Below are 24,670 nucleotides of genomic sequence, written 5' to 3' on the forward strand. Positions count from 1 at the left end.
CCTCAGCGCGATGCGAGCACCCGTCCGGTCATGGTTCCGGCGGCATATTGCACCGCGCCGCCCCCGCGCATGTTGCGTACGATGCAGCGGCCACCTTCGGACTTCAGCGAGGTGCAGAACTTCTGCGCGCTGGCCGCATCGTCGAAGCCCATCGCGGCAAGGCGATAAAGCGTCTTTCCGCCCGCGGCGATCTTTGCGCTGGCGCTGGAATAGCCCTTCAGTGCCGGATAGCGCCGCTGGTAGATCTCCCAAGCCTTGGCCGCATTGGCAGGCGAAGAGAATGCGCCGATCTGCACGAGATGCGATCCGCGAAGACCCGTTTGCGGCGCACTGGAACGCGCGGCGATGCCGGGCTTACTCGAGGCAGCGGCCAGTTTGACGGGGGCTGGCGAAGGCTTGGCAATGGGCGCTGCTTTGGCGGGCGCGGCAGGTGCCTTGATCACGGGCGCAGCGGCAGCTGTCCTGACCGGCCGATCGGCGACCGGCTGGCGCGGTTCGGGCGCGGCGCGCGACGATGCAGGAGAGACCGACACGTCACTCTCTTGCGCGGCGAAAATCTGCTTTCCGCCCTGCGCCGGCGCCGGGCCGACTGCGGGGAGCGGTTCATCGCCGCGCGGAATGGCGACCGACGCCACCATCTCCGCCTGCGGCTGGTTGCTGAAATCGAGTGCGAGACCGATCGGGCGGCCGGCATCGGCCACCGGCGCAACGCCGAGAAGTCCGGCGACACGCGTCTGGTAGGCCCCAGGGCGGGCCATCTGCGCCCAGCTGGCGATACGCTTTTCCACCTGATCGGCGCTCATATCCTGCGCGGCCATGATCCGCGCTTCGCGCCAACGCCCGTCCAGCGCATAAGCGAGCGCAAGGTTCTGGCGCGTCTTGGCGCTGGAGGCATCGGTCCGAATCGCGGTGGTCAGCACCTCGACGGCGCGTTTGCTGTCTCCGGCCAGCGCGAGAGCAAGGCCGTAATCGGCATCCGGCAGCACAGCCCGGTTCTGATCGAGCGTCTGACGCGCTGCGCCCACTTGGCCGCGCGCGGTCTGCGTGAGCGCCAGGCCGATCACGGAGCGCGGGTCGCTCTGCCCCAGGGTCATCGCCTCGCGAAAGCTGTCGCCCGCGGAGTCGAAGCGCCCGGCGGCCAGATAGGCCTGGCCAAGCAGGCTGCGCAGCTGCGGATTGTCGGGGTCGGTCAGCACCGCTGCTTCGGCATAGTCGATGGCGTCATCATTATGACCCTTGGACAGTGCTTTTTCAGCCCTCGCCTGCGCCTTCGCGGCGTTCTTGGCGGGGCGAGGCGCATCCGATGCAGCCGAAAGCTGGCCGGGCGTCACCGTCGAACAGCCCACCGTCGTTAGCGCAAACAGCGCCCCCGATGTGGCCAATCGAACGAAAATAGAGGCTTTCATGATGCGATCCTGTCTCGGTTTCATGAAGAACGTGAGGGCATGTGGCGCGCCATGTCGCCCAGTTCGGGCATTCCGGCGAGGAGATCGTCCAGCGCGCCGGTGACAAGCTTTTGCGCGCTGACATTGCGCACCGCGCAGGCCAGTCGCAGCTTGAGATGACGTTCCTGATCCAGCCGCAGCGTGAAGGCCGTTTTGTCCTTCGCAGCAATTTTCGCCTTCTTCGGGCTGGCGGGTTTAGGAGAGGGTTTGGGGGCCGGAAGCGGCGCGGCCTCCGGCTCAACGGCACGCGGTTTCACGGCGAGGATCGAGCGCGGCTGCTCTTCAGGTTCCGGCTCCGTCTCTACCGTCGGAGCTGCATCTTCATCTTCGGCTAGCCCGAAGGAATGGCCGTTCAGCGGATGATCGGCTTCCAGCTTGCTCGCTGCTTCTTCCAGTTCCTCATCCGACGGCAGGGCATGCGCGTTCAGGCGTTCGGACTGCTCGGCGATGCGCGCCCGGCTTGCCGGATCGGTATCGGGAATAGCGCCCATCAGGGGATTGTGGCGATAACGGCCATCATCGCCGGTCTCTGCTTCCGGATCGGGATCGACATCATAGCCCATGTCATTCCAGCCCAGATCGTCATGATCAAAGGCGGACGGATGGCTGGTCGGTACCGGGCGGCGCATGGCCGGTTTGGCCGCGCCCTTGCGCGCGAGCAGACCGGACGAGAGCGATGCGAAGGATTTGGCTTCACCCATGGACGCGCCCCCTCAGCTTCCGACCACGCGGCGGCCGAAACCGCCCATCGGGCGGGCGGCGATCGTGTGCTGGCTGGTTGCGGCAGGCGCGGAAAATACGGTGCGGCGAAAATTCTTTTCCAGCCGATCGGACATATAATCCCACAGCTGGGACACTTCGGCCGCGCTGCGGCCATTGGGATCGACCTCCATCACCGTGCGGCCATCGATCATCGAGGCGGCAAAGTCGGTGCGGTGATGCAGCGTTACAGGCGCCACCGTGCCATGCTGTGACAGCGCCACGGCGGCTTCGGAGGTAATCTTGGCCTTGGGCGTGGCGGCGTTGACCACGAAGATCAGCGGCTTGCCCGCACGCTCACACAAATCGACGGTGGCACCCACGGCGCGCAGATCATGCGGGCTGGGGCGCGTCGGTACCACGATCAGTTCGGCCACCGAAATCACGCTCTGGATCGCCATGGTGATGGCAGGCGGGGTATCGATGACGGCAAGCTTGAAACCTTGCTGGCGCAGGATGGCCAGGTCCGTCGCAAGGCGCGCGACGGTGGTCTGCGCAAAGGCCGGAAATTCCGGATCGCGTTCATTCCACCAGTCGGCCAGCGAGCCCTGCGGATCGATATCGATCAGGACAACGGGTCCGGCACCGGCCAGTTGGGCCTGAACCGCCAGATGGCCGGAAAGAGTGGTCTTGCCCGATCCGCCTTTCTGAGATGCAAGTGCCAGAACCCGCAAGCCTATTCCCCTTCGAAATGGTTTCGGGCTGCAGGTTTTGCAGAACAGGCTAAAGATCAGGTTAACATGCGACATTGCCGCTATTTGATGAGCGCCGTCGCCTTGCATGGGAGTTTATGGTCTTTTCTTGAAGGCTTGGTTAAGCTGCGGACGGGCCGGATTAACCCTTTCTTGAACGAAAACTGCCATGGCCGGGCGATCCAACGGAGTAATCCCTCATGAACCGCCGTCTGTTTGCTTTCGCCGCCCTCGCCTGCTCGCTCCCGTTGGCGGCCCCCGCGCTTGCCGACGTGAAGGCGGGCGTCGATGCATGGGCGGCGGGCGATTATGAAGGAGCGGTCAAGGAGTGGCGGGGGCCTGCGCTGGCCGGTGATGCGGACGCGCAGTTCAATCTCGGCCAGGCCTATCGCCTGGGCCGCGGCGTTCCGGCCAATCTCGATATTGCGCTCGACTGGTTTCGTAAGGCGGCAGCTCCGCGCGATGGCGGCATCATTCATCAGAAGGCGGCCGACGAGTATGGCCTGACGCTGTTCCAGACCGGCAAGCGGGCCGAGGCCCTGCCCTATATCCAGGCCGCCGCCCAGCGCGGCGAACCGCGTGCGCAATATGTGCTGGGTACGGCGCTGTTCAACGGCCAGCTTGTGGGCAAGGATTGGGTGCGCGGCTATGCGCTGATGAGCCGCGCCGCGAGTGCCGGGATCCCCGCCGCACAGCGCAGCCTGGATCAGATGGATAATTATATTAGCGACGCCCAAAAGACGCAGGCGCTTGCACTGGCTTCCTCCATGGGCAGCGGTGATGGCGGCGAAGGGTTTCAGATTACCAAGGCCGAACCCGCGCCCGCCGCGCGTCCTGTCGATCTGCCGCCGTCGCAGCCTGCCGCCGTGTCGACGGCGCGCGCCGTTGATCTGCCGCCCTCTCAGCCTGCGGGCGCGACCTATGCTCCGCCATCGGACATGGCCGAAACGCCCGCGCCGGCAATGGCCGAGGCACCGAGGCCTGCGCCTGTTCCGGCACCTGCCGCGTCTGCACGCGCCGCCGCCCCATCCAGCGGCGATTTCGCGCGCATCGACGATGTCAGCGATATTCCGGGCTATGTCCCGTCCGCGCCGCTACGTGCCACGACGGACGCCACCGTTTCCGCTGCGCCCGCGCCGCGCGCCACGAAGCCTGCACCGGTCGCGAGCGGAGACTGGCGAGTCCAGATCGGCGCGTTCAGCACCGAGGCCCGCGCTCGCAAGCAGTTCGCCACGCTGGAAAAGAAAGTGTCCGCCCTGTCGGGCAAGCAGCCCTATCTGGTCGATGCGGGGCGGATCACGCGCCTCCAAGCCGGGCCTTTCGCCACCAAGGCCGAAGCGGAGCGGATGTGCGCCGCGGTAAAGCGCGCGGGCAGCGGCTGCTTCAGCGTTAAGAAATAAGCGCTTAGCCCGCCGCCCATTCGCTGCGCGGCACGCCCTGCGCGTAGAGAAGCGCAGTCAGATCACCGTGCCGGATCGCCGCATCCGCTGCCGCCGCTGCCTTGGGCTTGGCGTGATAGGCGATGCCAAGGCCCGCCGCCTCGATCATGGGAATGTCGTTCGCGCCGTCGCCGACCGCGAGCGTGTGTGCGGTTTCCAGTCCAAAATCAGCCATGCTGTCGGCAAGAAGCCGCGCCTTTGCGGCGGAATCGACAATGTCGCCGGCCACCGCACCGGTCAGCCGATCGTCTTCTACCGCAAGCCGGTTTGCCACCGCGCGGTGAAAGCCGATCTCCGCCGCCACCGGATCGGCGAAATGATGGAAGCCGCCCGATACCAAAATGCACTGCGCGCCCCAGCCGCGCATGGTGCGCACCAGCTCGCGCGCGCCCGGCATGATCCGCACCCGCTCCTCCCGGCACTGCTCGATCGCGCCCGCCTCCAGTCCTTTCAGCAGCTTCACCCGGCCGCGCAGCGCCTCGACGAAATCCAGCTCGCCGCGCATCGCGCGCTCGGTCACAGCGCTGATTTCGTCCTTCAGCCCCGCATAATCGGCCAGCTCATCAATGCATTCGACCGTGATCATGGTGCTGTCCATGTCCGAAATCAACAGCATCTTGCGGCGATGCCCTTCAGGCTGAACGACGATGTCGAACGCCTCTTCGAGCGGAGAAAGCGCGTCGCGCACGGCAGAGACTTCCCCCCCGCTCGTAAGATCCGCGGCCACGCCCTCTTCAATCCAGTCGCGCCCCGTCACTGCCAGCCCGGCATCGCGCAGCCGATCGGCGGCGGCATCGATGTCGTGCCCTTTCAGGCTGTCGGCTGCTATCAACGTGATGATGGGCATGGATTCTCCTGAAACAAAGCGGCCGCTGGCGCTGATCGCAGGTCCGACGGCGAGCGGCAAGACCGCGCTGTCACTGGCGCTGGCAGCGCACGAGGCGGCAACCGTGATCAACGCCGACAGTGCGCAGGTCTATCGCGATCTGCCGATTCTCAGCGCGCAGCCATCCAAGGAGGAGCGCGGCGCGGTGCCGCACCGGCTATTCGGCTATCTGGACGGCACCCAAAGCTGTTCGGCAGCGCGCTGGGCGGCGGACGCAACGGCGCAGATCGAGGCGGCCTGGCATGCGCAGCGTCTGCCGATCCTGGTCGGCGGCACGGGCCTTTATCTGCGCACCCTGCTGGACGGTATCGCGCCCATCCCGCCGATCGACCCCGATGTCCGCGAAGAAGTCCGCGCGATGCCGGTGGGTGATGCCTTTGCCGCGCTGGAGCGCGAAGACGCCGGGATGGCGGCGCGGCTCAATCCCGGTGACAGCAGCCGGATCGCGCGCGCACTGGAAATCATCCGCTCGACCGGGCGAAGTGCCATCGCTTGGCGCGCCGAAAAGCATGGTGGCATTGGAGACAGCGTCGCGCTGCGGCCGCTGATCCTGCTGCCCGATCGCGAATGGCTTTACGCGCGCTGCGACCGCCGCTTTGCCGCGATGATGGAGGGCGGCGCGGTGGCCGAAGTGGAGGCGCTGCTGGCGCGCGGGCTAGACCCGGCGCTGCCGGTGATGCGCGCCATCGGCGTGCCGGAGATCGCAGCGATGCTGGGCGGCGTAATCGACCGGGAAGAGGCAGCCGCGCGCGGCCAGCTTGCGACACGCCGATACGCCAAGCGGCAATATACCTGGTTCCGTAACCAGCCGCCCGAGCACTGGCCGCGCTGGACGGGCGATCCTGCGGAGGCGTTGCAGTTGCTGCTGCGCGCCCCTTGAACCTGCCTCGCGCTCCTGCGACACGAGGTGATGACCAACCCGATCCTTACCGATGCCGACATCGATCCCTCGGCGATCCATGACAAAACCGTCGCCATCATCGGCTATGGCAATCAGGGACGCGCGCAGGCGCTGAACCTTCGCGATAGCGGGGTGAATGTGCTGATCGGTCTGCGCCCCGGATCAGCCAGCGAGCAAGCCGCGCGCGACGACGGGTTCGCGCCGCTGGCGATGACCGAAGCCGCGGCGCGCGCCGATATCGTCATGCTGCTGGTGCCCGATGAGGTGCAGGCGGACCTGTGGAACGGCGGCCTGGCGGATGCAGTGCGAGGGGGGGCGACGATCGGCTTCGCTCACGGCCTTGCCATCCATTACGGGCTGATCGCGCCGCGCGCCGATCTCGACATCATTCTCGTTGCGCCCAAGGGGCCGGGTAAGGCGCTGCGCGCGGATTTTGAGCGTGGAAGCGGCCTCATTGGCCTTATCGCCGTGGCGCAGGACGCCAGCGGATCGGCACGCGCGACCGCCTTGGCTTATGCCGGCGCGCTCGGCTGTGGGCGCGCGGGAATCCTGGAATCGAGCTTTCAGGAGGAAACCGAGGCCGATCTGTTCAACGAACAGGGCGTGCTGTGGGGTGTTATCCCGGAGCTGATCGAGGCCGGATTCGATACATTGGTCGATGCAGGCTTCGCGCCCGAAATCGCCTATTTCGAATGCCTGACCGAAGTGAAGCTGCTCGCCGACCTCATCTACGAACGCGGCATCGCCGGAATGCGCGTGGCAATTTCGAACACAGCCGAATTCGGCGCTGCGGAAGGCAACGGGCGCATCGTCGGCGATGCTGCACGCGCGGAAATGAAGCGCATCCTCGGCGAAGTGCAGGATGGCAGCTTCGTGAACAAGCTGATGGCCGATGCACGCGCAGGATATCCGGCGCTGAAAGCCTCACGCCAACGCGCCGCCGCGCATCCAGTGGAAGCGGTGGCGGCGCGCATGCGCGCGCTGCGCGACCAAAACTAGAAGGGGGCCCGAAAGCCCCCTTAATCAAATCAGTCTTACTGACCCGCGCCCGGTGCTGGAGCACCGGGGCCTCCGGGAGCGCCGCCGCCCTGCATCATCTGCTGCATCATCATCTGCTGCTGCATCTGCATGACTTCGGCCTTCGACTTGAAGTCTTCCAGTTCGACATCGAACACGAGATCGCTGTTGGCGGGGATCACGACTTCACCGGTCTGCGGATCGCGCTTTTCCTCGGCACCATAGGCCTGATCAGCGGGGATCGTCAGACGGTATTTGCCGCCCTTCTGCATCTGCTGGAGCCCGGCAGAGAAGCCGGGAATGACGCCGTCGACTTGCAGCGGCGCACGCTCACCGGAATCGAACACCGTGCCGTCCTTCAGCTTGCCGGTATAATTCACCAACACGAAATCATCGGCGGCGGGGCTCGGCCCCTCGCCCGCCGTCAGCGTTTCGATGCTCGTCCCGCCGTCGAGCGTCTGACCGCTCAGCGGGCTGGTGCCGATCCAGACGAACAGGGCGGCCACCGCAACGAGAACGGCGATGCCGATCCAGAACGTGGTAAGCGTACCCTTTGTGACCGGGCGAATCGGAACGGCGGTAACGGACATTAGAAATCCTCGTCTGGGATGATCTTCGCCAGCGCGATAGGCCAGCGCGGCGGATATGAAAAGGGCGCCCGCAGGCGCCCGTCTCGAATTTCTTGTCTTACGCGAAGCCGATCAGCTGTCGCGCTCGGCGCGCTTGCGCTCCATCTTGCGGGCGCGGCGCACGGCAGCAGCCTTTTCGCGAGCGCGCTTTTCCGAAGGCTTCTCATAGTGGCGGCGCAGCTTCATTTCGCGATACACACCTTCGCGCTGCAGCTTCTTCTTGAGAGCCCGCAGCGCCTGATCGACATTATTATCGCGAACGATGATCTGCATAAAAGTCCGTCACTCCAAATCCGGTTGCTGGCCTGCCCTGGCCCTTTATAAAACAAAAAAGCCGCACCTCGCGGGCGGCAAAATCCTGCGGGCTGTTACAGCCTATATAGCAAAAGACAAGCCTTTTTGCCAGCGGCCAACCGAAATTCCCGGTTCAGGCCGCCACGGCAACGCATGGCAGCATCACCCGGGCGCTGGCCTCACCCCCGTAATTCCGCTAGCTTGGGCGCCAAAGAGGAACCTTAGGAGAGCAGTCATGGCCACCGCAGTCAACGCCCAACGCGAAGCCCCGTCCGATATGAGCGAGGAAGAGTGGGAAGCCCGCCAGCAGCTGGCCGCCTGCTACCGCGTGTTCGACATGATGGGCTGGTCCGAATCGATCTACAACCACATCACGGTGAAGGTGCCGGGCGAACAGAATGCCTTCCTCATCAATCCCTTCGGCCTGCTGTTCAGCGAGGTGAAGGCGTCCAACCTCGTCAAAATCGACATCGACGGCAACAAGCTGGACGATAACCCCTATCCCGTGAACAAGGCCGGCTTCGTCCAGCATGCGATGTTCCACCGGGAGCTGGACTGGGCCCACGCCATCGCCCACACCCACACCACCGCCACCATGGCGGTGAGCGCGCTGGAAGGCGGGCTGCAGCCGGTCAACTTTTACGCGTGCAACTTCATCGGCCAGATCGCCTATCATGATTTCGAGGGCGTGACCGTGCGCGAGGAAGAGGGCGTCAGGCTGCGCCAGAACCTCGGTGACAAACGCATCATGATGCTGAAGAATCATGGCCCCGTCATTCTTGGTCGGACGCTACCGGAAGTGTTCGTCACCCACTGGGCGCTGCAGCGCGCCTGCGAGATTCAGCTGGCGACCCTCTCCATGGGCCAGCCGGTGAGCGTGTCCGAAGACGTGGTAAAGGTGCACCAGCGCGATCTGCATCAGACGCAGCTGCCCGGTGGCCCCGGCGCGGCGGATTTCGCGGCGATGGTGCGCAAGGTGGACAAGATCGACCAGAGCTGGCGCGAATAGAGCCTGCGTTCCCAGTCGAGAGCTTTCTTACTGAAGCGGTTTCGCTGTCCTACGGGGGTTCGTTTCCGCTAAACCGAATGTGATGACGATCCACCTGCCCAATTGCCGTCCGCCACGACATGCTCCCGTTTCGCGCCGTGAGGAAAATAGGGGGGGACGTGTGCGGACCATTGCGACTTTCCAGCCCATGGCCCCTGCTCCATGACGAAGTTCACCGTAAACGATCGCCCGGTCCAGTACCGGATGGATCCGGATACGCCGCTGCTGTTTGCGCTGCGCGATGCTTCCAATCTCACCGGCACAAAATATGGCTGCGGCGTGGGCGATTGCGGTGCCTGTATGGTGGATATCGACGGCGAGGCGATCCGCTCCTGCCTTGTCACCATCGGTGAGGTGGAGGGCCGCTTCGTAACCACCATCGAAGGCCTGTCGCGCGACCGCGGTCATCCGGTGCAACAGGCTTTTGCCGCCACCGGCGCGGTGCAATGCGGTTTTTGCACACCCGGCATGGTGATGGCCGCCGCAGTGCTGCTACGCAAATCGTCCAATCCTACGCGAGAGGAGATCGAGACGGCGCTGCCGAACCTGTGCCGCTGCGGCGTCTATCCGCGCCTGGTCGATGCGGTGCAGCGCGCAGGCCGCGTCGCGCGGCGCGAGGAACGGCTGTCTTCCGCCCCGCCGCCCGGCATCACGCCAGAGGATGCAGCGGACGCCGTGCCCGCCTTGACGTCGCCCGTGCAGCGCCGGGAACCGTCAGCCGATACGCCCGGCTAAACCGGCGATGATTGCGCTTTGCTCTTCAACCGCTTCCGCGACGGGAGCGCGTGCTGCCTTGATCTCCGCCGTTCCTGCGCCAGCTGACCCCTGACTTTCCTGCGCCAGCCTATCGATGAGCAACTGGTCAATAGTGGCCAAAGCCTCCACGCTGGGTGCCCGGGCCATCTCAAGGCGTGAGAGGAGGACCTGCGCATATATCCACGGCTCGCTGCTCCGGCTGCGCCCCGCAGCCGCGGAAACGCCGCGGCGCACGTCGGGCAAGGCGGCACGGAAGGCCGCATTGGCGGAGCGCGCCTGTTCAACAGCGGCATCCAGCGTGCGGCGCTGCTCATCGGAAAGCGGCGTCACCGGGGCAGGCGCGGGTGCAGGCTCAGACGCCGGGCGCTTGCCCAGATCGGCCGCATCAACCTCGTAAGGACGCGGTAGCAGCGAGGGGAACGATTCCGATCCCTGAACACAGCCGGGCAACAGAAGCAGCGGGAGGAGGCAGCATAGCCTTTTCATCGTCCAGCCTCTATGACGGCCCGACCGCGCCCGCAATAGCGCAGCGCCGAAGCGGGAAAAGCGTTGACAAGCCCGCCCCCTCCCCTTAGCTGACGCCATTCCAGCGCGAGGCCGGTGGCTTCGCGCCTTTTTGGTTTTCGCGCTGGGTAACAGATTTATCGAACCCTGAATCGAGTGAAAAGCCCATGTTCGCGATCGTGCGCACGGGCGGCAAGCAATATCGCGTAGCCGCCGGAGACAAAATTGCCGTCGAAAAGCTGTCCGGTGAAGCCGGTGACAGCGTAACGCTGGACGATGTCCTGATGGCCGGCGAAGGTGCCGACCTTAAGGATGTGTCGAAGCTGAGCGTCGGTGCGCGCATCATTGCGCAGGACAAGACCGACAAGGTCATCGTTTTCAAGAAGCGCCGCCGGCACAATTATCGCCGCAAGCAGGGCCACCGTCAGCAGGTTACCCTGCTGGAGATCCTGTCGATCGGTGATGAGAAGGCCGCGCCGAAGAAGGCCGCTGCTGCCAAGTCCAGTGACGAAGCCAAGCCCGCCAAGGCCGCTGCCGACAAGGCAACGCCGAAGAAGGCGACCGCCGAGGGCAAGGGCAAGGCTGAGACCGTGACCAAGCAGGCGCCGTCCGAGAACGCTGCGAAGAACGAAGAAAAGGAAGGCTGAGCCATGGCACATAAGAAAGCAGGCGGTTCGTCGCGCAACGGTCGCGACTCAGCAGGTAAGCGTCTTGGCGTGAAGAAGTTCGGCGGCGAGCAGGTCGTCGGCGGCAACATCATCATGCGCCAGCGCGGCACCAAGATTTATCCGGGCACCAATGTTGGTCTCGGCAAGGATCACACGCTTTTCGCCCTTACCGAGGGCCGAGTCCGATTCCATGGCGGCAAGCTTGGCCGCAAATATGTGTCGGTAGACATGGCCGCCGAAGCGGCAGAATAAGCGGACAGTCGTTAAAGGGCTGTCCCGATGGGATGGCCCGGAGATCTCGGTAAAACGAGATGTCGCAATCGGAAGGGAGACGGGCCGCCCCGCCTCCCTTTTTTGTCGTGTCCGGTGCGCGAAAGTGCCGACCCGACAGAAAGATCATCTCCCTTCAAGGACGTCGCCCGCGTTTCCCGAAGCCGTCATATCGCGGCGCTAGGGGGCTCCGGCGGCGGGAGGAGCGAGAGACATGTTTGCGATTACCGAAAGGCTTTTGTTGCGGCCCCCATGGCCGGAAGATGCGGCTGCGATTTTCGAGGCGGCCAATGACGAGCGGCTGGTCCGCAATCTGGCCCGCCTGCCCTGGCCCTATCGCCCCAACGATGCCGACTTCTATTGCAAGATGGCTGCTGCCGATCCCCTGCCCCATCTGCTGATCTTCGATCGCACGATCGAGCGTCCGCGGTTGATCGGCACCTGCGGCCTGGATGAAACGGAAGGCCGGATCGCGCTGGGATACTGGATCCGGCACGATGCCTGGAACAAGGGCTATGCCACAGAAGCAGGCCGCGCGCTGGTCGCGATGGGCCGCGCGCTCGGCTATCGGCGTCTGACGGCCACCCATTTCGTCGACAACCCGGCCTCGGGCGCGGTTCTGCGCAAGATCGGCTTTCGGGATACCGGGCGGATCGAGGCACGGTGGAGCGAAGGCCGCCAAAGCCGCGCGCCGGCACGGCACTTCGAATGGCTGGCAAGCGACGTCGAAGCCGACATGGAATTGGAGAAGCGACCGGAAGCCGCCTGAATAACGTCAGGCTGCGTGCGCGATCTGCTGCGGTTCGTGCTCTTTGACAGGTTGGGCCGCGGGCGCCGGGCTGGCGGCATCGGCAAACACGGATTCGCCCATGGGAATCAGATCGCGATCATCGATCTGCCAGGGGTGAAAGCCGGGCTTGAAGAACTTGATCCAGTCACCCAAGGCCGCGCGGCCCAGCCCATTCTTCGCGAAGGCGCAGCGCAGGATGGCAGGCAGCGATTTACGCGCACTCCAGCCATCCTGACGCAGCAGATGAATCTGACCGCGAATCCGGTTTTTCACGAAGCCGACGGAAATGAGCGCCAGCGCGAGGCAGCGTGTCCAATAGCGCCGCGCGGGCGACCAGTCCTCGGTCGCCAGCATCCAGGTATCGAAGCAGACGCCCTTATGCTCGATTTCTTCCACCGCGTGCCAGGACCATATCCGGCGCATTTCCGGTTCGGCCCGCTCCATCATTGCCTCGTTTTTCAAGGTGGCTGACGAAAGGATCGCCGTCAGATGTTCAAAGCACATGGTGTAGGTTAGCCGGGCGATCGCATGCTTGCCGCGCACGGCATCGATCACGTCGTCGACAACGGCTTCGAGTGCGCTGACATCATACCCGCCGGCGATGATCCCGCGGTTGAAGGCGACATGCTCACGCCCGTGGAGCGCCTCCTGACGGATAAATTCGCGAATTTCCACACCAAGCTTTTCGCCCGCGCGCCGCTGCCATGGGCGGATACACTCGATGAAGAACGCCTCGCCCTTCGGAAAAACTACCGATAGCGAGTTGAAAAATGACGTTGCGACCGGATCACCTCCTAGCCAATGGCGCATCGGTGTCTGGTCCCGGTCATAGCGAAATGTTCTTCGCTTAATCGTAGGCCAAGCTGCCTCCTGCTCCTTCGTCATAATACGCCCCCCAATCGACAAATGTCTGGGAGCATTAAACAATAGCAAGCGTAACACAGGGATAATGGCTGTGGTTAACGCACTGGAAGGTTAGCGCGGATTGATCCGTTTCGGACCGATCCGCGCCTTTACGTCAGATGCTTGTAGCGGGCTCAGCCCGCGCGGAAACCGCGGCGGCATAGTCGCTCTCTGTCAGATCGATCAACGCGCGGTCGTCCTGTTGCCAGGGATGAAAGCCGGGCCGGAAATAAGCGAGCCACGGCAGCGCAATATTACGGACCATGCCGGGGCGCACCAGCGCGAAGCGAGCGAGGCCCCACCAGGCGCGCGGACCGGTGATACCATCCTGGGCCAGCAGATCGAGCATTCCGCTCACGCGATAGCGTATAAACAGGAAGGTGGTGAGCAGCATCGAAATGCTGCGCAGGCGCCAGCGCTTGAATGGCGACCAGTCGCGCGCCGCGTGCCGCCAGACATCGAAGGCAACGCCCTTATGTTCGATCTCCTCGATCGCATGCCAACGCCATAAATCTGCCGTTTCCTGCTCGGCATCCGCGAAATGCGCCGGATTTTTGAGAGCTTCATGCGCCATGATCGCCGTAAAATGCTCCAGCGCGATGGTGACCATCAACGACGCGATCTTCGGGCGGTCGGCGGTAAGAGCCAGCTGATCCTCCACGCGCTTTTCCAGACGGGATAGATCATAGCCGGCCTGCGATGCGCGGCGGTTGAAGGCCAGATGCTCACGGCTGTGCATCACCTCCTGCTGGGTGAAAGCGCGGACTTCACGGGCCAGCCGATCGGGCACGCCGTCGCGGAACGCCTTGACGCTTTCCACGAAGAACGCTTCGCCCAGCGGGAACGTGGCCGACAGGGCATTGTAGAACGCCGTGCCAAAAGGGTCTCCCCCGTTCCACCACCTTAGCTGATCGACCGATTGGCGACCAAAGCGTCGATCGCGCGGCGTGATCGCAAGATCCGCTGGTGCTCCGATATCGCTGCCGCGAAAAAAGTTCTTCAAAACTGCGAGAGCCATAATGACCTCCTTCGGCATTGCCAGAAACTGCTCAGGCATCTTATTTACACCAACGAAAATTAAGGATTACTGACAAGCGTGTCAATAAGCTCTCTGCCCCGCCGTCGTCTGAGCCCGGAGGAAAGTCGCCTCGTCGCATTGGAAGCGGCCCGAGAAATTCTTCTGGAGAGCGGCCCACAGGCCGTCACGCTCAAGGCGGTGGCGACGCGGATCGGTAAGACACACGCCAATTTGCTCCACCATTTCGGCAGCGCATCCGGGCTCCAGCGCGCACTCGCGACTTTCCACGCCCGCTCGATCTGCGAGACCATTGCCGCGACGGTCCTGAAAACGCGGGCTGGCACGGCCACATCGCGTGATATTGTCGATCTTACCTTCGATGCGTTCGATCAGGAAGGCGGCGGTGCACTGGCCGCGTGGATGCTGGCATCAGGCAATGAGGACGCGCTCGATCCGATCGTCGAATCGATCCATGATCTGGTCGATCAGCTCAGTCTGGCGCCCCTGATCGGCGAAGAGCTTCAGGAAAGCACGCTGGCACTGGTCCTGATGGCATTGGGCGATGCGCTGATGGGCGGCCCACTGGCGTCCTCACTGGGTCTGCCGCGCAGCCGCGCCCGCGACCTCGCCGAAGCGCGCCTCGACGCCATTGTCGAGCGCTGGCGCGCGATAGACTTGCAAGACTAATCGCCGGCAGAGCAACCATTGCCAGCGCGAGCTTCGTCCGCCCGTCGACAGTACAATTTCCAGTGAAATCTGGTGGAGCCGAGGGGAATCGAACCCCTGACCTCGTCATTGCGAACGACGCGCTCTCCCAACTGAGCTACGGCCCCTCACCAGGAACGCGGGGATATAACGGGCGCGTTGGCGTGCTGCAAAGGCTAATTTTGCCGATTGGCCTACCGTGCGCAGCGTCATCAAAACTGGCCTTCCCCGCTCGGCTGCTCTAACGGCGGGGCCATGCATTTCCTCGATCAAGCCAAGATCCATCTGAAATCCGGCGCCGGCGGCCCCGGCGCAGTGAGCTTTCGCCGCGAAAAATATGTCGAATATGGCGGTCCGGACGGTGGCAATGGCGGCAAGGGCGGCGACGTCATCTTCGTCGCCGTGCCCGGCCTGAACACCCTCATCGATTTCCGCTACAACCAGCATTTCCGCGCCCAGCGCGGCCATGGCGGCATGGGGCGCGATCGCACTGGCGCGGGCGGCAAGGACATGATTATCGAAGTGCCCATCGGCACGCAGATCCTGGCCGACGACGAAGAGCGCAGCCTGCTCGCCGATCTGACCGAGGAGGGGCAGCGCGTTACGCTGCTGCGCGGCGGTGACGGCGGGCGCGGCAATGCCAGCTACAAGTCCAGCACCAACCGCGCACCGCGCCAGCACGGCATGGGCTGGCCGGCGGAGGAACGCGATGTCTGGCTGCGCCTGAAACTGCTGGCCGATGTCGGCCTGGTGGGCCTGCCCAATGCGGGCAAATCCACCTTCATCAATCAGGTGACCGGCACGAACGCCAAGGTCGGCGCCTATCCCTTCACCACCATCAATCCGCAGCTCGGCGTGGTGCGGCACAAGGCGCGCGAATTCGTGTTGGCCGATATTCCGGGCCTGATCGAGGGCGCGGCGGAAGGCGCCGGGATCGGCGATCGGTTCCTGGGCCATATCGAACGCTGCCGCCTGCTCATCCACCTGATCGACGCAACCGGCGACGATCCGATGGAAGCCTACCGCATCGTGCGGACCGAGCTGGAGAATTACGGCGAGGGGCTTGGCGACAAGCCCGAACTGATCGCGCTCAACAAGGGCGATCTGCTGGGCGACGAGCTGATGGACGATGTGGCCGCGGGCCTTAAGGATCAGGGTATCGAGCTCCTCACCATCTCCGCCGCGACCGGCGAGGGCATGGACAAGCTGCTCGACAAGGTGCTGGAGCAATTGCCCGCGCGCAGCTCGATCGAGCGCAAGCGCGCCGTGGACGAGCTCGACAGCGAAGGCGATGTAATCGACTGGTCTCCGCTGCGCTGACATGGCTGCAGAGACGGGAGCAGGCACGGGAAAAGTCATCGCGATGACCGGCGCCACCGGGTTCGTCGGCGGCGCAACGCTGAAGGCGGCGCTGGACGAAGGATACCGCGTGCGCGCGCTCACCCGGCGCGAACAGCCGCCGCGCGAAGGCGTCACATGGATCGCTGGCGATCTGGCCGACGATGCCGCGCTGGACCGGCTGTGCGACGGCGCTGAGGCGGTGATCCATATCGCGGGCGCAACCAACGCACCGAGCCGCGTGGGCTTCGAGCAAGGCAATGTCGCGGCGGTCGATCGCATGATCGCGGCGGCCAAAAATCAGGGCGTGCGCCGCTTCGTCCACGTCTCCTCGCTCGCCGCGCGCGAACCCAGGCTTTCGGTCTATGGAGAAACCAAGCTGGCAGGCGAGCGGCTGGTCGCCACCTCCATCCTGGACTGGACCGCGGTGCGGCCGCCCGCCGTCTACGGCCCCGGCGACACCGAGATGCTGGAAATGTTCAAGATGGCGAAGCGCGGCCTGGTGTTCCTTCCGCCGCGCGGAAGGCTCTCGGCGGTCCATGTCGAAGATCTCGCCCGCCTGCTCGTCGCGCTGATTCCCGCTGGCGAGCGCACCATCGGCGAGATTTACGAGGTGGACGACGGCACCGACGGCGGTTGGACCCATCGTGGGTTCGCGCGCGCCATCGGCAAGGCGGTGGGGCGCAGGGTGGAAAGTGTCTCCATGCCGAAGCCGCTGTTGATGCTCGGCGGCTATGCGGACCGCCTGATCCGGCGCGGCAACGCCAAGCTGACGCCCGATCGCGCGCGCTATTTTGCCCATCCGGACTGGACCGTCGATCCGGCAAGACGCCCGCCGGCATCCGTCTGGCAGCCGCAGTTCGGCACCGAAGACGGACTGGCTGCGACGGCGCAATGGTATCGCCGGAAGGGCTGGCTCTGAGGGCCCCTGCCCCCTCGCCGCCTTGACCGCGCCGCAATCGCTTGCCAATCCCCGCCCACATTTATCGATGAAGGCAAAATCCATGTCCGACCAATTGTTCGATGCGATCAAGGAAGAGATCGAGCCGTTCAACGCCAAGGGTGTCGAGGTGACGCGCGAAACCAGCTTCCAGAAGGATCTGGAATGGGACAGCCTGACCGTGATGGACTTCGTGGCCGCGATCGAAGACCGGTTCGACATCGTCATCACCATGAACATGCAGGCCGAAATCGAAACCGTCGGCCAGCTGGTCGATGCGGTCGCCAAGCTGAAAGACGACTGACCGAGCCCCCCGCCCCGCGCTTGTCGAAGGGCCGTACTTCTTTTTGATCAAAGGACCGGGCCGTGACAGGCTTCGTCCGGATGGATGCAGGCTTCATGACCGATCTCTTTTCCAAATTCGATTCGCTGATCGAACAGCGCGAGCAGTTGCTCTCCACCGGCCAGCGCGATCCGTTCTCGCTCGTCATGGAAGAGGTGAAATCGCCCACCGTGGCGGTGGTGAACGGCAAGGAGACGATCCTGCTCGGCACCTACAATTATATGGGCATGACCTTCGATCCCGACGTGATCGAGGCGGGCAAGAGCGCACTCGAGCAATTCGGATCGGGCACCACCGGCAGCCGCGTGCTCAACGGCACCTATCAGGGCCATAAGGAGTGCGAGGAGGCGCTGAAGGAATTTTACGGCTTCGAGCATGCCATGGTCTTTTCGACCGGCTATCAGGCCAATCTGGGCATCATATCGACCATCGCGGGCAAGGACGATTACATCCTTCTGGATATCGACAGCCATGCGTCGATCTATGACGGCTGCGCGATGGGCAATGCACAGATCGTACCCTTCCGCCACAATGATATCGAGGCGCTGGAAAAGCGCCTGAAGCGCCTGCCGGAAGAGGCCGGCAAGCTCGTGGTGCTCGAAGGCGTCTATTCGATGCTGGGCGATGTCGCACCGCTGAAGGAGATGATCCGCGTTTCCAAGGAAGCGGGCGCGATGGTGCTGGTGGACGAGGCGCATTCCATGGGTTTCATCGGCGAGAACGGCCGCGGCGTCGCCGAGGCGCAGGGCGTCATCGACGACGTCGATTTCATCATCGGCACGTTCAGCAAATCGGTGGGCACCGTCGGCGGGTTCTGCGTGTCGAACCACCCAAAGTTCGAGGTGATGCGCCTGGTCTGCCGCCCCTATGTCTTCACCGCATCACTGCCCCCCAGCGTGGTCGCGACAGCCGCAACCTCGATCCGCAAGCTGATGCATGGCGGCAACAAGCGCGCGCATCTGTGGGAAAATTCGCGCAAGCTGCATGCGGGGCTGAAGGAACGCGGCTTCACGCTGGGCACGGATGAGCCGCAGAGCGCGATCATCGCCGTGATCATGCCCGATCTGGAGCGCGGCGCGGCGATGTGGGAAGCGCTGTTGAACGAGGGGCTGTATGTGAACCTTGCCCGCCCCCCTGCAACGCCTGCGAACATGACGCTGCTACGCTGTTCGCTCTGCGCCGAGCATTCCAGCGAACAGGTCGATGAGATACTGGGGATGTTCGAGCGCGCCGGTACGAAGGTCGGCGTGATCTGATTGTTATCCCGTTCTAGGGATATGAAAAGACCGGGTTGCGACCATCTGGCGCCCCCGGTCTTTTATGTTGTCAGGGATATTTCAGCTTGATGGTAACCGGCGTTACGCCGCTGCCAACCTTTACAGCCGCTTTGGAAACCGGCGGTTTGCCAAACGACCCTCCAGCAAGGAGCGCACCGAGCCCGATCGACGGGTTATTCGACATACCCCAGCCATCCTTGAACGGATCATCGTCGTCATTGCCGTTATAATCGTGGCGAACGCCAACGGCGTATGTGCCGGGCGCCGGCATCGGCATACAGAACTTCATGGTCTTGCCTGTTACCGGCGTATCGATCCGGTTGAGCCAGCGATCCTTCTTCAGCCAATCGCTTTCCAGAGCGCGATAGCTTACAACGCGCACGCGGTTCACCGCGCCTTTGAAGTTCGTGACGGTCACGAGCATCGCCGGACGCGAACCGTCGCATTTCGACATGTCGTTCGAAATTCGCTCGGCATATTGCGCCTGCGCCGGGACGGCCGCAAGCAGGACGGCACCGAACGCGGCCGCTGCTGCAATGGAATATTTCATGGTTATCTCATTCCTCTTGGCTATATCGGCGGCACCCCGAACTCGGGTGCATTGATGATAAGGCCTTCTTGTCCACCATATATCAGCACCCATTGCGGCAGAATTTTGGAAATCGGACGACAATAAGTTGAAGTTGCTGACCGCCAACGATCGCTACATCGCCAGGAAGATCGCGATTCCGCTGATCGCCACGCTGGTGATCGCGGCCATGCTGCTGGTGCTGGATCAGATGCTGCGGCTGTTCGATTTCGTCGCGGCGGAGGGCGGGCCGGTGGGCATTGTTTTCCGGATGCTGGCGAATCTTTTGCCCGAATATTTCTCCGTTGCGATCCCGCTGGCGCTGATGCTCGGCATCCTCCTTGCGTTTCGCGGGCTTGCCACCAGTTCGGAACTGGACGTGATGCGCGCCGTCGGCTTCAGCTATCGCCGGCTGCTGCGCGTGCCGTATTTCTACGCTTTTGGCCTGATCGCGGTAAACCTCACCATCGTCGGCTATCTGCAGCCCTATGCAGAATATTATTACGAACAGCTGCAATTCGATCTGCGTTCGGGCGCGCTGGGCGCATCGATCAAGGTGGGCCAGTTCAACAAGCTGGGCGATGACATCACATTGCGCGTCGAGCAAAGCCGCGACAATGGCACCGATCTCAGCGGGATCTTCGTCGATGTAGGCACGAAGAAAGGCGAACATTTCACCGCCACCGCGCAAAGCGGCCAGTTCCTCAGCACAGCCGATCCCAATCTTCTGCTGCTGCGACTGCGCAACGGCACCGCAATCCAGCAATCGCCCAATTTCGAAGGGACGCGCGTCCTGACGTTCCGCATGCAGGATCTGCCGATTGACCTGCCGGCCATGAAGCAGTTCCGCCTGCGCGGCGGCGTGGAGAATCAGGAGAACACATTTTTCGAGCTGCTGCGCGTGGCCAACGACCCCACCTACAGCAAGGAAACGCGTGACGCGGCCTTTGCCAATTTTAATTTCCGCGCCGTGGAGCTGGCGGTGATGCTGCTGATCCCGCTGCTCGCCTTATCGCTCGCGGTGCCGCCGAAGCGATCGAGTTCCGCGCTTGGCGTGGTCATCTCGGTGGTCCTCATCGTCACCTATCACAAGGTGAACGAATTTGGCGAAGGCGTCGCCGCGCTCGGCCGTGTCAGCCCGTTCGTTTCGCTGTGGCTACCGTTCTTCGCATTCGCCGCGCTGATCATCTGGATGTACTACGTGCTCGCCTATGTGCCGGGCGGACAGCCGATCGGCGCGATCGAAAAGCGGTTCGAGAAATTCGGCAAATGGTTGCGCCGTCGCTTCAAATTCGGGCAGCGGGACAAGAAGCATGAGGCCGCGGCATGAAGCAGCTCGCCTTCTTTCCGTCTTCTTCCATGGCCTGGTACATGGCCAAGACGTTCCTGAAACGCGTCTTCGCCGTGCTGGCGATGCTGGTCATCATTCTGATGAGCCTGGATCTTCTGCGTCAGAGCAGCGACATTCTGGCGGTGCCGGGCAATGGCAGCAGTCAGATCATCACCTATATCGCCTGGCGCACACCGCAGGTCGTAGCGCAGTTCCTGCCGTTCTCGGTACTTTTGGGCACGCTGATCATGCTGGCGGGCATGAACCAGAACAGCGAGATCGTGGCGATGAAGGCAGCGGGCCTTTCGGCGCATCAGATCCTGGCCCCGCTGGTGGTGACGGCGATCGGCATCGCCTTTCTCACCTTCATCTTCAACGATCATGTGCTGGCCCCCACCAGCGCCAAGCTGAAGGCCTGGCAAGCCGTCGATTATGCGCAAGTTCCGGGGCAAAGCGACATCCGCACCAGAGTGTGGGTGCTCGATGGGGACGATCTGATCTTTGCCAAGACGGTGATTGGCGGCGGGCCGTCCATGATCCTGAAGGACGTACGGATTAACGAGCGCGTGAACGGCGAACTGACATCCGTCACTCAGGGTCCGGTTGCGCGCTGGACCGATGACGGCTGGACGCTGAACGATGCCACCACCTTCACCGTGGCGAACGCCGCCACCAGCACCGCACCGATAGTCCGGTTCGGGCAAGGACTGGAGCCCAGCCGGTTCACGATCAGTTCGCTCGATGCCGACAGCCTGGGTTTCGCAGCCCTGCGCGAGGCAATCGATGCGCAGAAAGCTGCCGGTCGGCCAGTTGAGGGCGCAGAGGCTGCCTGGTGGCACAAGCTATCAGGCCCCCTCGCCTCCATCCTCATGCCGCTGTTGGGATCGATCGCCGGCTTCGGCCTTGCGCGCGCGGGCAAGACCTTCGTGCGCGTCGTGATCGGCATGGCACTGGGCTTCACCTATTTCGTGGTCGATAATTTCGCGCTCGCGATGGGCAATCTGGGCGCTTACGATCCCTTCATCGCCGCCTGGGCGCCGTTTTTCCTGTTCCTCCTGCTGGGCGAGACGGTACTGATACGCTCTGAGGAATAGGCTTCGGTGGTGGAGGCCCCGATCGCTGATCGATGCCTCCTTCACCTTACGTCAATCACGACAGAAATATGGTGATCGATAGAGGATGCGGCCGTAAATGCGCCGCAAAGCCTTATTATAAAAAACACTGGCGTCGCCGGCCCTGCCGTGCGGCGCATTGAAGAACTAGGGATTAGGACGAAGGCTATGGCCAGCGCGGACACCGCATCGAGCAATTTCTGGAACCGGTCGCATTATCTGGATCGCATGAACCTGCGAGAACTGATCGTGGCCTATTTCCAGCATTACACGATCATATCCTATCTGCTGCTGACCGCGGCCAGCGTCGCTGTGTTCGTTTTCTATCCCGCCAGCCCGCTGGCGACTGCCGGCGCAGTGCTTGCAGCAGTCGTGATCTATCCGCTGGCGTGGTATCTGCTGCACCGCTTCGTCCTACACGGGCAGTGGATGTACAAGCGCAAAATGTTCGCAAAGACCTGGAAGCGCATCCATTACGATCATCATCAGGATCCCAACCATCTCGAAGTGCTTTTCGGCGCCCTTCACACCACGTTGCCCACGATTGCAGTGGCGACGCTGCCGGTGGGCTATCTGATTGGCGGCATCGGCGGCGCGGCGGCCGCGTTTGCCACGGGCCTTCTCGCCACTTGCTATTATGAATTCGTGCACTGCATGCAGCATCTGGCGTTCAAGCCGAAGAGCAAGCTCATCTCTTATATGAAGCAGCGGCATCTGGAGCACCACTTTCACCACGAGAGCGGCAATTACGGAATCACCAACTATGGTTGGGACAAGATTTTCCGCACTTATTATCACCGCAAGGACATTCCCAAGCGCAGCGCGACGGTGTTCAACCTGGGCTATGACGAGGAAGTGGCGAAGAGCTATCCCTGGGTGAAGGAGCTGTCCGGTGGCATTGCGTCGGGACACCCCCGCCGCCGCTCGCAGGTGAAGAGCGACGCCTGAGGCTTGCTGAAATGGTCCCGTTGTGCTCCTGCGAAAACTGGAGCCCGGGGCCTTCAGAGCTTCGCCGAACCCCGGGCTTCTGCATGCGCAGGAGCCCTTTTTCGTGACCGACCTTCAAATCATCCCCGTCACCGACAAGCACGGTGAGAATGATTTTATCGAGCTACCCTATCGTCTCTATCAGGACGATCCGGCCTGGGTGCCGCCGCTGCGCAGCGATGTTCGCGAACTGCTGAACCGCAAGAAGAACCCGTTTTTCGATCATGCCCGCATGCAGTTGTTTCTGGCCAAGCGGGGCAGCAAAGTGGTGGGGCGGATTTCCGCGCATATCGACGACCTGGCTCTCGCTCAGCCGCCCGAACAGGGCATGGGACCGGGTGTCGGCAATTTCGGCATGCTGGAGGTTGAGGACGAAGCCGCCGCTCATGCGCTGATCCATGCAGCCGAAGAATGGCTGCGCGGTCACGGCATGAGCCGCGCGCTAGGCCCCCTTTCGCTGTCGATCTGGGATGAGCCGGGCCTGCTGACAAAGGGCCAGGACCATAGCCCCACGGTCATGATGGGCCATCATAAAGCCTCCTATGAAAGATGGGTCGAGGCTGCCGGATACCGCCCCGTCAAACAGCTGAGCACATGGGAACTCGACATTGCCCAGGACTTCCCGCCACTGATTGACCGCATCATTCAGTCTGGCGAGCGCAGCAGCCGCATCCATGTGCGCAAGGTAGATAAGTCGAAATTCGACGAGGAAGCGGGGATCATCCTCAATATCCTTAACGATGCCTGGTCGGACAATTGGGGCTACGTGCCGCTGACCGATAGAGAGATCGCCTATGCCGGCAAGAAGCTGAAGCCAATCGTGAAGGAAGACCTTATCCGCATTGCGGAGGTGGAGGGTCGACCGGTCGCCTTCATGATGACGCTGCCGGATTTGAATGAGCCGCTGAAGGGCATGAACGGTTCGCTATGGCCGTTTAATTGGGCGAAGTTGCTGCTTTGGCTGCGCAATCCACGGGTGCGCACCATGCGCGTGCCGCTGATGGGGGTACTGAAGGAATATCAGGGCACCCGTCTTGCCAGCCAGCTCGCTTTCATGATGATCGAATATATCCGCCGCGCCTCGGTAGCCCATTACGGCGCGACGCGCGGCGAGATCGGCTGGATTCTTGACGACAATCAAGGAATGATCGCAATCGCCGATGCGATCGAGAGCCGCGTGAACCGCGTCTACACCGTCTACGAAAAGGCGCTCTAGGTCAGAACAGCTTCGATACGCCGATATAGAGCTGCAGGTCCGGACTGTCGCTATCCAGCGCCACCACGGTGCCGGCATCGAATTGCAGCAATGGCTTCGGCGTCCAGGCCGCGCTGACCGAAGCCACCGGCGCCCAGACGTCGCCGGAAGGATCGTTGTCATAGCTGAGGCCGACTTCGCCTGTCACACCCACGGTGTCGGACACCGACTGGCTGAGGCCGAGATATTGAGTCGCCGCGAAGTGTCGGCCGTCGCCGTCCGAATCCACTGCTGCCGCAAGAATACCCGTCGCGCCGAAGCTCAGCCCCGAACCCAGCGAGAAGCTGCTGGGAATTACCACGCCCGTGCTCCAGTCGCCCGCGGAAACCGAGGAAGCGCCGACCGGAACGGTAACGTACGGCTCGATGGCCAGCGCGATATTGCCGCCGTCATTGCCGATCAGATTGCGCCGCACGCCCAGACGGACATCGGAAAAACCCCCATTTTCGGTGATCATCGATCCGACGCGGTTGTAATTATGCGTATAGGCAGTGAAGCCGACCTGCACCTCGGTCTTGTCATCGATGCCGTAGCGCAAAAAGCTGTCGCCGATTGAAACGCTGTCGCTGCGCATGTTGTCGCTTTCGTCCAGCGACCATCCCAGGGCGCCGATTTCGACACTGACATGCCCCTCGCCCGTGGTGCAGGTACTGCTGCCAAGGCCCGGGCGGTTGGGACAGAAGCGCGGACCATCACTTTGCGCATCTGCCGGAGCAGCAGAAATCCCTGCAATCAAAGCGGCGGCGGCAAGGAAACATGTTTTCATGACAGGGCCTTTCGAGCCAAATTGCCAAAA

General features: G+C 63.0%; 28 protein-coding genes and 1 tRNA gene. 17 read left to right on the forward strand and 12 right to left on the reverse strand.

Features of this window, described 5'->3' with window-relative positions:
• Positions 1 to 2 precede the first annotated feature (2 nt).
• Genes H7X45_RS05555 through H7X45_RS05565 form a run of 3 tightly spaced genes read right to left on the reverse strand, consistent with a single transcriptional unit; the run spans position 3 to position 2,878 of the window.
• A complete protein-coding gene (locus H7X45_RS05555) occupies positions 3 to 1,406 on the reverse strand; it encodes an SPOR domain-containing protein (protein ID WP_187336524.1) in 1,404 nt (467 codons plus the stop codon).
• Between the two features lie 20 nt (positions 1,407 to 1,426).
• On the reverse strand, positions 1,427 to 2,146 hold the full coding sequence (locus tag H7X45_RS05560) for a hypothetical protein (protein WP_187336525.1): 720 nt from the start codon (positions 2,144 to 2,146) through the stop codon (positions 1,427 to 1,429).
• Positions 2,147 to 2,158: 12 nt separating this feature from the next.
• Positions 2,159 to 2,878: a ParA family protein gene (locus tag H7X45_RS05565; protein WP_187336526.1), complete on the reverse strand. Its 720-nt coding sequence runs from the start codon at positions 2,876 to 2,878 to the stop codon at positions 2,159 to 2,161.
• A gap of 218 nt (positions 2,879 to 3,096) precedes the next feature.
• Here H7X45_RS05565 and H7X45_RS05570 point away from each other — a divergent pair, with 218 nt between their 5' ends.
• A complete protein-coding gene (locus tag H7X45_RS05570) occupies positions 3,097 to 4,296 on the forward strand; it encodes an SPOR domain-containing protein (RefSeq protein ID WP_187336527.1) in 1,200 nt (399 codons plus the stop codon).
• Between the two features lie 4 nt (positions 4,297 to 4,300).
• Here H7X45_RS05570 and serB read toward each other — a convergent pair whose 3' ends face one another.
• Positions 4,301 to 5,182: a phosphoserine phosphatase SerB gene (gene serB, locus H7X45_RS05575; protein WP_187336528.1), complete on the reverse strand. Its 882-nt coding sequence runs from the start codon at positions 5,180 to 5,182 to the stop codon at positions 4,301 to 4,303.
• On the opposite strand from serB, the gene miaA reads away from it, so the two are divergent.
• Together miaA and ilvC are read left to right on the forward strand one after the other, a co-directional pair.
• Entirely contained in the window at positions 5,181 to 6,101 is a 921-nt protein-coding gene (gene miaA / locus H7X45_RS05580) for a tRNA (adenosine(37)-N6)-dimethylallyltransferase MiaA (RefSeq protein ID WP_187336529.1), read from the forward strand. The genes serB and miaA overlap by 2 nt on opposite strands.
• Positions 6,102 to 6,131: 30 nt before the next feature.
• Positions 6,132 to 7,121 carry a ketol-acid reductoisomerase gene (ilvC, locus tag H7X45_RS05585; protein WP_187336530.1) on the forward strand — a complete coding sequence of 330 codons (990 nt, stop codon included), beginning with the start codon at positions 6,132 to 6,134 and terminating at the stop codon, positions 7,119 to 7,121.
• 35 nt (positions 7,122 to 7,156) lie between these two features.
• Here ilvC and H7X45_RS05590 read toward each other — a convergent pair whose 3' ends face one another.
• A complete protein-coding gene (locus H7X45_RS05590; protein WP_187336531.1) occupies positions 7,157 to 7,729 on the reverse strand; it encodes an FKBP-type peptidyl-prolyl cis-trans isomerase in 573 nt (190 codons plus the stop codon).
• A 111-nt stretch (positions 7,730 to 7,840) separates the two neighbouring features.
• Positions 7,841 to 8,041 carry a 30S ribosomal protein S21 gene (gene rpsU / locus H7X45_RS05595; RefSeq protein ID WP_187336532.1) on the reverse strand — a complete coding sequence of 67 codons (201 nt, stop codon included), beginning with the start codon at positions 8,039 to 8,041 and terminating at the stop codon, positions 7,841 to 7,843.
• A gap of 256 nt (positions 8,042 to 8,297) precedes the next feature.
• On the opposite strand from rpsU, the gene H7X45_RS05600 reads away from it, so the two are divergent.
• Entirely contained in the window at positions 8,298 to 9,071 is a 774-nt protein-coding gene (locus tag H7X45_RS05600) for a class II aldolase/adducin family protein (protein ID WP_187336533.1), read from the forward strand.
• A 201-nt stretch (positions 9,072 to 9,272) separates the two neighbouring features.
• Entirely contained in the window at positions 9,273 to 9,845 is a 573-nt protein-coding gene (locus H7X45_RS05605; protein WP_187336534.1) for a (2Fe-2S)-binding protein, read from the forward strand.
• On the opposite strand, the gene H7X45_RS05610 is transcribed toward H7X45_RS05605, so the two are convergent.
• Positions 9,825 to 10,352 carry a hypothetical protein gene (locus tag H7X45_RS05610; protein WP_187336535.1) on the reverse strand — a complete coding sequence of 176 codons (528 nt, stop codon included), beginning with the start codon at positions 10,350 to 10,352 and terminating at the stop codon, positions 9,825 to 9,827. The two genes, H7X45_RS05605 and H7X45_RS05610, sit on opposite strands and share 21 nt — an antisense overlap.
• Positions 10,353 to 10,537: 185 nt before the next feature.
• On the opposite strand from H7X45_RS05610, the gene rplU reads away from it, so the two are divergent.
• The 3 genes from rplU (at position 10,538) to H7X45_RS05625 (ending at position 12,077) form a co-directional block, all read left to right on the forward strand.
• Positions 10,538 to 11,017 carry a 50S ribosomal protein L21 gene (gene rplU / locus H7X45_RS05615; protein ID WP_187336536.1) on the forward strand — a complete coding sequence of 160 codons (480 nt, stop codon included), beginning with the start codon at positions 10,538 to 10,540 and terminating at the stop codon, positions 11,015 to 11,017.
• Positions 11,018 to 11,020: 3 nt separating this feature from the next.
• Positions 11,021 to 11,290, forward strand: a complete 270-nt coding sequence (gene rpmA, locus H7X45_RS05620; protein WP_187336537.1) for a 50S ribosomal protein L27 — start codon at positions 11,021 to 11,023, stop codon at positions 11,288 to 11,290.
• 232 nt (positions 11,291 to 11,522) lie between these two features.
• Complete coding sequence (locus tag H7X45_RS05625) at positions 11,523 to 12,077, forward strand: GNAT family N-acetyltransferase (protein WP_246449722.1); 555 nt, start codon at positions 11,523 to 11,525, stop codon at positions 12,075 to 12,077.
• Between the two features lie 6 nt (positions 12,078 to 12,083).
• On the opposite strand, the gene H7X45_RS05630 is transcribed toward H7X45_RS05625, so the two are convergent.
• Positions 12,084 to 12,908, reverse strand: a complete 825-nt coding sequence (locus H7X45_RS05630) for a metal-dependent hydrolase (RefSeq protein ID WP_187336538.1) — start codon at positions 12,906 to 12,908, stop codon at positions 12,084 to 12,086.
• 208 nt (positions 12,909 to 13,116) lie between these two features.
• Entirely contained in the window at positions 13,117 to 14,019 is a 903-nt protein-coding gene (locus H7X45_RS05635; RefSeq protein ID WP_187336539.1) for a metal-dependent hydrolase, read from the reverse strand.
• 84 nt (positions 14,020 to 14,103) lie between these two features.
• On the opposite strand from H7X45_RS05635, the gene H7X45_RS05640 reads away from it, so the two are divergent.
• The gene (locus H7X45_RS05640; RefSeq protein WP_187336998.1) at positions 14,104 to 14,706 is read left to right on the forward strand and encodes a TetR/AcrR family transcriptional regulator; all 603 of its coding nucleotides are present in this window, start codon (positions 14,104 to 14,106) and stop codon (positions 14,704 to 14,706) included.
• Positions 14,707 to 14,776: 70 nt separating this feature from the next.
• Here the strand turns inward: H7X45_RS05640 and H7X45_RS05645 are convergent.
• A tRNA-Ala gene (locus H7X45_RS05645) sits at positions 14,777 to 14,852 on the reverse strand.
• 127 nt (positions 14,853 to 14,979) lie between these two features.
• On the opposite strand from H7X45_RS05645, the gene obgE reads away from it, so the two are divergent.
• From obgE to spt, 4 genes are all read left to right on the forward strand, one after another.
• Positions 14,980 to 16,044 (forward strand): GTPase ObgE, encoded by a 1,065-nt coding sequence (gene obgE, locus H7X45_RS05650; protein WP_187336540.1) that lies wholly within the window; start codon positions 14,980 to 14,982, stop codon positions 16,042 to 16,044.
• Positions 16,045 to 16,087: 43 nt separating this feature from the next.
• Positions 16,088 to 16,984: an NAD-dependent epimerase/dehydratase family protein gene (locus H7X45_RS05655; RefSeq protein WP_187336541.1), complete on the forward strand. Its 897-nt coding sequence runs from the start codon at positions 16,088 to 16,090 to the stop codon at positions 16,982 to 16,984.
• 82 nt (positions 16,985 to 17,066) lie between these two features.
• Entirely contained in the window at positions 17,067 to 17,306 is a 240-nt protein-coding gene (locus tag H7X45_RS05660; protein ID WP_187336542.1) for an acyl carrier protein, read from the forward strand.
• Positions 17,307 to 17,401: 95 nt separating this feature from the next.
• On the forward strand, positions 17,402 to 18,601 hold the full coding sequence (spt, locus tag H7X45_RS05665) for a serine palmitoyltransferase (RefSeq protein WP_187336999.1): 1,200 nt from the start codon (positions 17,402 to 17,404) through the stop codon (positions 18,599 to 18,601).
• A 70-nt stretch (positions 18,602 to 18,671) separates the two neighbouring features.
• On the opposite strand, the gene H7X45_RS05670 is transcribed toward spt, so the two are convergent.
• Positions 18,672 to 19,172, reverse strand: coding sequence for a DUF2141 domain-containing protein (locus tag H7X45_RS05670; RefSeq protein WP_187336543.1), 501 nt, complete (start codon positions 19,170 to 19,172; stop codon positions 18,672 to 18,674).
• A gap of 127 nt (positions 19,173 to 19,299) precedes the next feature.
• Between H7X45_RS05670 and H7X45_RS05675 the strand changes: the two genes are divergently transcribed.
• The 4 genes from H7X45_RS05675 (at position 19,300) to H7X45_RS05690 (ending at position 23,835) form a co-directional block, all read left to right on the forward strand.
• Positions 19,300 to 20,520 carry an LptF/LptG family permease gene (locus H7X45_RS05675; protein ID WP_187336544.1) on the forward strand — a complete coding sequence of 407 codons (1,221 nt, stop codon included), beginning with the start codon at positions 19,300 to 19,302 and terminating at the stop codon, positions 20,518 to 20,520.
• The gene (gene lptG / locus H7X45_RS05680; RefSeq protein WP_187336545.1) at positions 20,517 to 21,614 is read left to right on the forward strand and encodes an LPS export ABC transporter permease LptG; all 1,098 of its coding nucleotides are present in this window, start codon (positions 20,517 to 20,519) and stop codon (positions 21,612 to 21,614) included. Before H7X45_RS05675 ends, lptG begins: the two co-directional genes overlap by 4 nt.
• Positions 21,615 to 21,800: 186 nt before the next feature.
• Positions 21,801 to 22,580 (forward strand): sterol desaturase family protein, encoded by a 780-nt coding sequence (locus H7X45_RS05685; RefSeq protein ID WP_187336546.1) that lies wholly within the window; start codon positions 21,801 to 21,803, stop codon positions 22,578 to 22,580.
• 103 nt (positions 22,581 to 22,683) lie between these two features.
• Complete coding sequence (locus tag H7X45_RS05690; protein WP_187336547.1) at positions 22,684 to 23,835, forward strand: N-acetyltransferase; 1,152 nt, start codon at positions 22,684 to 22,686, stop codon at positions 23,833 to 23,835.
• 1 nt (position 23,836) lies between these two features.
• Here H7X45_RS05690 and H7X45_RS05695 read toward each other — a convergent pair whose 3' ends face one another.
• Entirely contained in the window at positions 23,837 to 24,640 is an 804-nt protein-coding gene (locus H7X45_RS05695) for a transporter (protein WP_187336548.1), read from the reverse strand.
• Positions 24,641 to 24,670 lie beyond the last annotated feature (30 nt).

Source organism: Novosphingopyxis iocasae (assembly GCF_014334095.1).
In the GTDB taxonomy this organism is placed as follows: domain Bacteria; phylum Pseudomonadota; class Alphaproteobacteria; order Sphingomonadales; family Sphingomonadaceae; genus Novosphingopyxis; species Novosphingopyxis iocasae.

Excerpts from the sequence above, each read along its gene's own strand:
- rpmA (WP_187336537.1), top strand. The coding sequence starts at position 11,021 with ATGGCACATAAGAAAGCAGGCGGTTCGTCGCGCAACGGTCGCGACTCA.
- obgE (WP_187336540.1), top strand. The coding sequence starts at position 14,980 with ATGCATTTCCTCGATCAAGCCAAGATCCATCTGAAATCCGGCGCCGGC.
- ilvC (WP_187336530.1), top strand. The coding sequence starts at position 6,132 with ATGACCAACCCGATCCTTACCGATGCCGACATCGATCCCTCGGCGATC.
- H7X45_RS05685 (WP_187336546.1), top strand. The coding sequence starts at position 21,801 with ATGGCCAGCGCGGACACCGCATCGAGCAATTTCTGGAACCGGTCGCAT.
- miaA (WP_187336529.1), top strand. The coding sequence starts at position 5,181 with ATGGATTCTCCTGAAACAAAGCGGCCGCTGGCGCTGATCGCAGGTCCG.
- H7X45_RS05695 (WP_187336548.1), bottom strand. The coding sequence starts at position 24,640 with ATGAAAACATGTTTCCTTGCCGCCGCCGCTTTGATTGCAGGGATTTCT.
- H7X45_RS05625 (WP_246449722.1), top strand. The coding sequence starts at position 11,523 with ATGTTTGCGATTACCGAAAGGCTTTTGTTGCGGCCCCCATGGCCGGAA.
- rplU (WP_187336536.1), top strand. The coding sequence starts at position 10,538 with ATGTTCGCGATCGTGCGCACGGGCGGCAAGCAATATCGCGTAGCCGCC.
- rpsU (WP_187336532.1), bottom strand. The coding sequence starts at position 8,041 with ATGCAGATCATCGTTCGCGATAATAATGTCGATCAGGCGCTGCGGGCT.
- spt (WP_187336999.1), top strand. The coding sequence starts at position 17,402 with ATGACCGATCTCTTTTCCAAATTCGATTCGCTGATCGAACAGCGCGAG.
- serB (WP_187336528.1), bottom strand. The coding sequence starts at position 5,182 with ATGCCCATCATCACGTTGATAGCAGCCGACAGCCTGAAAGGGCACGAC.
- H7X45_RS05590 (WP_187336531.1), bottom strand. The coding sequence starts at position 7,729 with ATGTCCGTTACCGCCGTTCCGATTCGCCCGGTCACAAAGGGTACGCTT.
- H7X45_RS05605 (WP_187336534.1), top strand. The coding sequence starts at position 9,273 with ATGACGAAGTTCACCGTAAACGATCGCCCGGTCCAGTACCGGATGGAT.
- H7X45_RS05560 (WP_187336525.1), bottom strand. The coding sequence starts at position 2,146 with ATGGGTGAAGCCAAATCCTTCGCATCGCTCTCGTCCGGTCTGCTCGCG.
- H7X45_RS05660 (WP_187336542.1), top strand. The coding sequence starts at position 17,067 with ATGTCCGACCAATTGTTCGATGCGATCAAGGAAGAGATCGAGCCGTTC.
- H7X45_RS05670 (WP_187336543.1), bottom strand. The coding sequence starts at position 19,172 with ATGAAATATTCCATTGCAGCAGCGGCCGCGTTCGGTGCCGTCCTGCTT.
- lptG (WP_187336545.1), top strand. The coding sequence starts at position 20,517 with ATGAAGCAGCTCGCCTTCTTTCCGTCTTCTTCCATGGCCTGGTACATG.
- H7X45_RS05600 (WP_187336533.1), top strand. The coding sequence starts at position 8,298 with ATGGCCACCGCAGTCAACGCCCAACGCGAAGCCCCGTCCGATATGAGC.
- H7X45_RS05630 (WP_187336538.1), bottom strand. The coding sequence starts at position 12,908 with ATGCGCCATTGGCTAGGAGGTGATCCGGTCGCAACGTCATTTTTCAAC.
- H7X45_RS05635 (WP_187336539.1), bottom strand. The coding sequence starts at position 14,019 with ATGGCTCTCGCAGTTTTGAAGAACTTTTTTCGCGGCAGCGATATCGGA.
- H7X45_RS05655 (WP_187336541.1), top strand. The coding sequence starts at position 16,088 with ATGACCGGCGCCACCGGGTTCGTCGGCGGCGCAACGCTGAAGGCGGCG.
- H7X45_RS05570 (WP_187336527.1), top strand. The coding sequence starts at position 3,097 with ATGAACCGCCGTCTGTTTGCTTTCGCCGCCCTCGCCTGCTCGCTCCCG.
- H7X45_RS05610 (WP_187336535.1), bottom strand. The coding sequence starts at position 10,352 with ATGAAAAGGCTATGCTGCCTCCTCCCGCTGCTTCTGTTGCCCGGCTGT.
- H7X45_RS05555 (WP_187336524.1), bottom strand. The coding sequence starts at position 1,406 with ATGAAAGCCTCTATTTTCGTTCGATTGGCCACATCGGGGGCGCTGTTT.